Source organism: Natronobiforma cellulositropha (assembly GCF_025629245.1).
Lineage (GTDB): Archaea > Halobacteriota > Halobacteria > Halobacteriales > Natrialbaceae > Natronobiforma > Natronobiforma cellulositropha.
On sequence record NZ_JANZXN010000049.1, the window covers coordinates 1 to 7,181 of the forward strand.

At 67.4% G+C, this 7,181-nt stretch carries 8 protein-coding genes; 5 read left to right on the forward strand and 3 right to left on the reverse strand.

The annotated features are described in order from the left end of the window. Positions 1 to 28: 28 nt before the first annotated feature. Positions 29 to 322, forward strand: a complete 294-nt coding sequence (locus N0B15_RS15640; protein WP_317618614.1) for a sensor histidine kinase — start codon at positions 29 to 31, stop codon at positions 320 to 322. Between the two features lie 24 nt (positions 323 to 346). On the opposite strand, the gene N0B15_RS15645 is transcribed toward N0B15_RS15640, so the two are convergent. Genes N0B15_RS15645 through N0B15_RS15655 form a run of 3 tightly spaced genes read right to left on the reverse strand, consistent with a single transcriptional unit; the run spans position 347 to position 1,836 of the window. Beyond that, positions 347 to 1,261, reverse strand: a complete 915-nt coding sequence (locus N0B15_RS15645) for a mechanosensitive ion channel family protein (RefSeq protein ID WP_263020647.1) — start codon at positions 1,259 to 1,261, stop codon at positions 347 to 349. Beyond that, on the reverse strand, positions 1,258 to 1,506 hold the full coding sequence (locus N0B15_RS15650; protein ID WP_263020648.1) for a YhbY family RNA-binding protein: 249 nt from the start codon (positions 1,504 to 1,506) through the stop codon (positions 1,258 to 1,260). Before N0B15_RS15650 ends, N0B15_RS15645 begins: the two co-directional genes overlap by 4 nt. Before the next feature lie 51 nt (positions 1,507 to 1,557). Beyond that, the gene (locus tag N0B15_RS15655; protein WP_263020649.1) at positions 1,558 to 1,836 is read right to left on the reverse strand and encodes a ribonuclease P protein component 4; all 279 of its coding nucleotides are present in this window, start codon (positions 1,834 to 1,836) and stop codon (positions 1,558 to 1,560) included. A gap of 145 nt (positions 1,837 to 1,981) precedes the next feature. Here N0B15_RS15655 and N0B15_RS15660 point away from each other — a divergent pair, with 145 nt between their 5' ends. The 4 genes from N0B15_RS15660 (at position 1,982) to N0B15_RS15675 (ending at position 7,022) form a co-directional block, all read left to right on the forward strand. Beyond that, positions 1,982 to 3,082, forward strand: coding sequence for a glycosyltransferase family 4 protein (locus N0B15_RS15660; RefSeq protein ID WP_263020650.1), 1,101 nt, complete (start codon positions 1,982 to 1,984; stop codon positions 3,080 to 3,082). Between the two features lie 87 nt (positions 3,083 to 3,169). Continuing rightward, positions 3,170 to 4,966, forward strand: coding sequence for an ABC transporter substrate-binding protein (locus N0B15_RS15665; RefSeq protein ID WP_263020651.1), 1,797 nt, complete (start codon positions 3,170 to 3,172; stop codon positions 4,964 to 4,966). After that, positions 4,966 to 5,871, forward strand: a complete 906-nt coding sequence (locus N0B15_RS15670) for a phosphatase PAP2 family protein (protein WP_263020652.1) — start codon at positions 4,966 to 4,968, stop codon at positions 5,869 to 5,871. The genes N0B15_RS15665 and N0B15_RS15670 overlap by 1 nt, the downstream gene beginning before the upstream one ends. A 38-nt stretch (positions 5,872 to 5,909) precedes the next feature. Beyond that, the gene (locus N0B15_RS15675) at positions 5,910 to 7,022 is read left to right on the forward strand and encodes a glycosyltransferase (protein ID WP_263020653.1); all 1,113 of its coding nucleotides are present in this window, start codon (positions 5,910 to 5,912) and stop codon (positions 7,020 to 7,022) included. Positions 7,023 to 7,181: the final 159 nt, after the last annotated feature.

Below are 7,181 nucleotides of genomic sequence, written 5' to 3' on the forward strand. Positions count from 1 at the left end.
CGAGGAGACCCCAGACGGCCAGTAGTCGGTGATTGTTCGGCAGTGCCTACCGCTCGACCCCCGCCTGAAGACGGGGGCATGCGCTTTATTCTGTGTCACCGACGAGGGAATCGGTATCGAACCGGCCTACCAGGAGCAGATCTTCGAGGTCTTCAACCGCCTCCACTCGGACGGAGAGTACCCCGAGACGGGAATCGGTCTCTCGCTGTGTCAGAAGATCGTCGCCCACCACGGCGGGGACATCCGGCTCGAGTCGGAACTCGGTGTCGGGTCGACCTTCTACGTGACTCTCCCCGACCGTGGGGACCGGTTCGACGCGTAACGTGTGTGCGTCTTCCTCCGCACCTCACGCGTCAGTGTACGTGTGAACGGTCCCCTCGAGCGTGCGCACGGGGTACGGGATGTCGATTCCCTCCTCGTCGAAGCGCTCCTTGACGCTCGTGACGTACTCACCGCGGATGCGCACGAAGTCGGCTCTCGAGGGGTCGGCGATCCAGATGCGTGACTGGAGACCGACGTCGGAGTCGCCGAGTTCGGTCAGGCGGACGGACGGCGCGGGGTCGTCCATGATCTCGGGGTGGCGCTCGGCTTCGGCGACGATGATCGCACTCGCCTGGTGGATGTCGTCGTCGTAGCCGATGCCGAAGTCGAACTTCAGCCGGAGGCGGTCGCCGTCGACGGGGTTCTTGATGACGCCGTCGACTAAGTTCGAGTTCGGAACCGTCAGGAGTTCGTTGTCGAAGGTTCGGACGCGCGTCACCCGGAGGCTGATGTCTTCGACGGTGCCGGAGTAGTCGTCCCACTCGATCCAGTCGCCGATGCGAAACGGTTTGTCGGTGTAGATGAAGACGCCGGAGACGACGTTCGAGATGACGTTCTGTGTCGCGAGACCGATCGCGAGCGCCGCGGCCGCGGCGATACCGGCCATCGAGACGAGGAAGTTTCCGAACCCGCCAGCACCGAAGGCGACGGCGACGGCGAAGAAGACGACGCCGATCTTCGTCGCGAGCAACAGCGGCGTCTGGGCGTGTCTGTCGAACTCGCGCCGGTCGAGCGCCCGACTCACGAGCGGGAGCACCACCAGCCGACCCACCAGAGAGAGCAGCGCAAAGACGACGACGAACGTGATCGCGCCCTCGAGCGTCCCCGCGAGCGCCGCGTCGATACCGTCGACCGTCTCGAGTCGGGTCCCGAGCGGGCCGAGGCTCTCGCCGGCCGACTCCCCGCCAGCGCCGTCGCCGTTCGCCTGCACGCCGCTCATCGATGCAACACGGCCGTGTGCCCGCGCGTCTCGATCAGGTCGGCGTTCACCTCCTCGGCGAGCGTCGCCGCCTGCTCTTCAGTCGTCGCGCCCGCTCGTGCGGCTCTCAGAAACTTCACCTTCACCAGGTTGCGCTCTGCGAGTTGGTCGTTGAGTTCGTCGACGACCGCCTCGAGACCGCTCTTTCCGACCCAGACGGTCACGTCGACGTCGTGGGCTCTGCGCTTCAGTTCGCGTTCGTCCATGGCGGGGCTACTGTCGCGAGGTGTTTCAATCTTCGCGAATCGTCGCGTCGCTCACCTGTCGTACGGATAGCGCTTCTGGTGGCCACAGTCACAGGTGATCACGACGTGGCCGCGCCGGAGTCGAACGCGTGCGTTCACGCCGGGTCTGAGGTAGGCGTCGCAGGCGTCGCAGGTGAATCGGGTGAACGGCCGCGGCAACGAGAGGCGGTTTCGCTCGGCGATCCGACGCGCGAGGCGGACGTACTCGCGTGCGCGGTCGTCCTCGCCGTCGCTCGCGGCCGCTCGAGCGAGGTCGTGTAACCGCTCGATGCGCTCTTCGGCGACGGTCATAGCTCGACTTCGAGCCGTCGGGCCATCCCTGTTACGGAAGTTCGAGGAGAAAGCCCCGTGCTTTAGCGCGGGGAGGATGTCAAGTTCTCGTCTCCGGCCGGCCGAGAGCGGTAGCGTTTTTCGCCCACCCGGTGAACGGCCGCCCGTGCGCGTCTGTCACTACCTCGAACTCGAGTCCCCGCTCGAGCGCAGCGGTATCGCGACCGCGACGGCCGCCCAGCGCGAGGCACTGGTTCGCGTCGCCGACGCGCAGGTCGACCCCGGAGACGACGGCTCCTCTCGGCCCGACGGTCTCACCCTCGGGACGGACCCCTGGGGTGGCCCGCCGTGGTCGGTTCCGGCCCGTCTCGCTCGCGGTGATCCGGTGCCCGTCGACTACGACCTCCTCCACTGCAACGCCATCGGGCCGGGGTCGCTCGCACTGGTCCGACACGCGAAGCTGACCGGCCGCCCCGTACTCTTGCACGCGCACGTCACGCGTGAGGACTTCGCCGGGAGCTTTCGCGGGTCGACGCTCGCGGCGCGCCCGCTCGGTACCTACTTGCGCTGGTTCTACTCGCAGGCCGACCTCGTCTGCACACCGAGCGACTACACCCGCCGCCTCCTCGAGTCCTACCCGGTCGACGCCCCGGTCGTCTCGATCACCAACGGCGTCGACCTCGACTCGCTCGCCGGGTTCGAGTCGCTCAGAGAGCCGACCAGACGCCGCTTCGGTCTCGAGGGGACGGTCGTCTTCGCGGTCGGCAACGTCTTCGAGCGCAAGGGACTCTCGACGTTCTGCCAGCTAGCCCAGGCGACCGACCTCGAGTTCGTCTGGTTCGGACCCTACGATCGCGGCCCACAGGCGAGTGCGGCCGTCCGCCACTGGACGCGCCACCCGCCGCCGAACGTCACCTTCACCGGCTGGATCGAGGACAAACGCGCCGCCTTCGCCGCTGGAGACGTCTTCTGTTTTCCCACCCACGCGGAGAATCAGGGCATCGCCGTCCTCGAGGCGATGGCCTGCGGGAAGGCCGTCGTCCTCCGGGACCTCCCGGTGTTCCGGGAGTTCTACACCGACGGTGTCGACTGCCTGCTGTGTTCGACGCCCGCGGAGTTTCGCGACGCCCTCGAGCGCCTCGATGCCGACCCGGCACTCAGGGCTCGACTTGGTGAGCGCGCACGGGAGACGGCTCGCGAGCACCGACTCGAGGTCGTCGGCGAGCGGTTGCTCGCCGTCTACCGTCGGCTCCTCGACGCCGATTGAGTCGTCCTTCGCGCCACTCGAGTGTGTCACTGGCTGTGCCGTCACAACATCCTTATATATTCTGTGCCGGGTAGCTTGGACAATCGAATGCCCCTCCCTGCATCCGACACGGACGCACGGATCAGTCGCCGCGCCGTCCTCGCTGGTTTCGCAACCGGTGGTCTCGTCACGACCAGCGGGTGTGTTCGCCGCGCGCGCAGCATCGTCGGCAGGGACGACCCCGACCCGCTCTCGCTGACGATCACGACCGTCCCCGACGACGTCGACCGCCACGCTGTCGTGATCGCGGATACCCTCAAAGACAACCTCGAAGCCGTCGGCATCGACGTCTCGATCGACTACCGCGCCGTCGAAGAGTTCTACCGGGAGGTGTTGATCAACCACGGATTCGACCTCTTCGTCGGCCGGCTTCCCGACCTGTCGGACCCGGACGACCTCTACGAGGCGCTCCACTCCCGGTTCGTCGACGAGTCCGGCTATCAGAATCCCTACGGCTACGCGAACCTCGCGGTCGACGACCTCCTCGAGCGCCAGCGTCGAACCGACGGCGAGGAGCGCCGCGCGGCCGTCGCCGACCTGCTCGAAGCGGTCGTCGTCGACCAGCCGTTCGTCCCGCTCGCCGTTCCGGTCGAACACCGACTGGTGCGAACCGACCGGATCGACGGCTGGAACGGCCGCGACCTGACGACCCGACGTGGCTTTCTCGACCTCGAGCCCGCAGACGGCGTCGACGACCTCCGTGCGGTCGTCACTGACCCACGCGTGACGGAGAATTTCAACCCGCTCTCGGCGGCCTACAGAAACCAGGGACTGTACGTCGACCTCGTCTACGACTCGCTGGCGCTCGTCGACGGCGACGAACTGCGCCCGTGGCTCGCCGAGGGCTGGGCGTGGTCGGACGACCAGGACGGAACGGACGCCGACTCGCTCGAGGAGCCCACCACCGGCCGGACGGTGACGGTCACGCTCCGTCCCGACCTCACCTTCCACGACGGCGAACCGCTGACCGCCGCCGACGTCGCCTTCACCTACCGTCTCGTCGCCGACACCACGCTCGGGGCGGGTTCGGTTCGCTCGCCAGCCTCACGCTATCGGGGGCGGGTGAGCGTGATCGACGCACTCGAGGTCCACGACGAGCGAACCCTCACGATCACGACGAGTGCGGGTCGGGAGGCGACCGCACGGGCGTTCACCGTTCCGATCCTGCCGGCGCACGTCTGGGAGGAGCGGACGGGGACCGCCCAGCTGACCGGCGTCAGCGTCGCCCAGGGGACGACCGAAGCAGTGGTCACCGACAACGTCCCACCGGTCGGCAGCGGCCCGTTTCGATTCGTCGACGTCTCGGAACGCCAGTCGCTCTCGCTCGAGCGCTTCGACGATCACTTCTCGCTGCGCGTCGACGACCTGCCAGCGCCGACCGTCGAGACGTTCTCGACGCACGTCGAACCCCGCAGTCCCGCCGCGATCGAGGCGGTCGAGGGGGACAGCGCCGACGTGACGATCCACCCGCTCGAGTCGTACACTATCGACGACGTAACGGAGACGACGGACGTCGAACTCCACACCCAGCCGTCACGCGTACGCTACCTGATCGGGTTCAACGCACGACGTGCGCCGTTCGCCAACCCGAACGCCCGTCGGACCGTCGCCCGCCTCCTCGATAAGAGCCACCTCGTCGACTCGGTGTTCGGCGGCCACGCCGAGGCGGTCGCGACGCCGCTGACCGGCGAGTGGGTACCCGACGACCTCGCGTTCGACGGCGAGGACCCCGCCGTCCCGTTCTTCGGTACCGAAGGCGACCTCGACGCCGAGGCAGCCAGAGACGCCTTCGAGCGGGCTGGCTACCGGTACGATCCATCGGGGTCGCTCCTGGTGAGGCGCTGATGTACGTACAGGTACTCCTCCGAGTCTCGGTCGTCGTCGCCTGCATGCTCGTCGTCGCGACGGCCGTCATCGTCGGGCGACACCGACTGCGTACGACCGTCGGCGACCTCGTTCCCCGCCTGCGGGCGGTGGCGCCGGTCGTCGTCGTCCTCGCGAGTGCCCTGTTGTTCAACGGTGTCGCCAGACAGACCGTTCCCGACCTCTCGTGGATACTCGACTGGAACTTCACCTGGGTTATCTACGACTTCGAGGGTGGCTTCATCGTCTGGCTCCAGTCGTTCGAACACCCCGTCTTCACGGCGTACTTCTCGTTCATCTACATCTACGGCTACGTCTTCATGCTGATCTTCCCCGTCATCGCCTACCTGGCGCTCTCGGATACGCGCCCCGCTCGAGAACTGTTCGCCGCCTACACCCTCAACTACGTCCTCGGCCTGTTCATCTACGTGATCGTCATCGCCTACGGCCCGCGGAACGTGATGCCCGAGGTCATCGAACCGCTGCTCTACGACACCTACCCGCGCTACCAGCACCTCACCCGCCAGGTCAACCGCAACACCAACGTCTTTCCCTCACTCCACACCTCGCTCGCGGTTACCGTCTCACTGCTCGCCTACCGCACGCGCGCCATCTACCCGCGCTGGAACTCCCTCGCCGGATTCCTCGGTCTGAGCGTCGCCATCTCGACGATGTACCTCGGCATCCACTGGGCGATAGACGTCGTCGCGGGCGCGCTCCTCGCCTGGATCGCCGTCTGGCTGTCGGCACGCCTCGTCGGCCGCTTCTCGCTCGCCGATGCCGTCCGCCGGTACCGAACCCGCTCGAGTGAGACGGACGCCGGACGGCCGCCCGTCGACACCGCCGGCGACACGACGGGCGAGGAAGCCGCCGACCGTCTCGAGTAACCAAACGACTTAAGCGACGGCCGCGAACGTCAGTCCATATGACACGGCGGGTCGCTGCGTTCACCGACACCTACCTCCCGACGGTGAACGGCGTGACCTACACCATCGCCCACTGGCGCGAGCGCTGGGAGGGTCTCGGCGGCCGGATGGACGTCGTCTTCCCCCGCGAGAACGGCTACGACCCCGCACCGACCGAACACCCCGTCCGCAGCGTCGACTTTCCCTTCTACGACGGCTACCGACTCGGTGAACCACGGGTCCCGGACGGACTCGAGGACACCGAAGTGGTCCACGCCCACACACCGTTCGCCGTCGGTCTCGCCGCGTGCAGACTCACCCGCCGACTCGACGCCCCGCTCGTGGCCTCCTACCACACCCCGAGCGGTGAGTACGCCCCCTACCTCGCGCCCTCGAGTCACCTCGCTGGTCCCATCCGCCGACTCGCCGAGGGCTACGAACGCTGGTTCTACGACCACGCCGACCTCGTGCTCACCCCGTCGGTAGACGCCCGCCAGCACGTCCTCGATCGGGTCGGCGTCTCCACACCCGTCCGCGTCGTCTCGAACGGCGTCGACGTCGAGCGGTTCCGCCCCGTCGACTCGAGCGCGCTCCGTGACCGCTACGAACTCGAAGGAACCCTCGTCGGCTACACCGGCCGCCACGGTCACGAGAAGTGCCTCGACGAACTGCTCGAGGCAGTCGCCACACTCGAGCGCGACGACGTCACGCTCGTCTTCGGCGGTGACGGACCCGCACGGCCCGAACTCGAGCGCCGGGCCACGGAACTCGGCATCGACGCCCGGTTTCTCGGCCTGCTCGAGCGCGAGGAACTCCCCGCCTTCTACTCGGCGCTCGACGCCTTCGCCTTCCCGAGTCCGGTCGAGACCCAGGGACTCGTCGCGCTCGAGGCCATCGCCTGCGGGACGCCCGTCGCCGCCGTTGCCGCCGGCGCGCTCTCGGAGACCGTCACCCACGGCGACACCGGCTACCACTACACCCCCGGCTCCGTCGAGGGCTTCGCCCGCGCTCTCGAACGAACCCTCGACGAGCGCGACCGGCTCGGACGCCGGTGTCTCGAGCGGCGCGACGACGTCGACAGCGCGGGCACCGTCCGCCGCCTTCGGACGATTTACGACGACCTTCTACGCTAACCTGTGTGCGTGTTCGACCGGCCGCGCTCGAGCCGACGGCTTCGTCGGTGCGGGCGACGGGTTCCGAAGATGAATTATAATGCATAGGTTGAACGGTGACTACTCGCCAGTTTGATGACTATTTCGCAGCTCGACGAGTCAGTGAATTACGCTATTCTA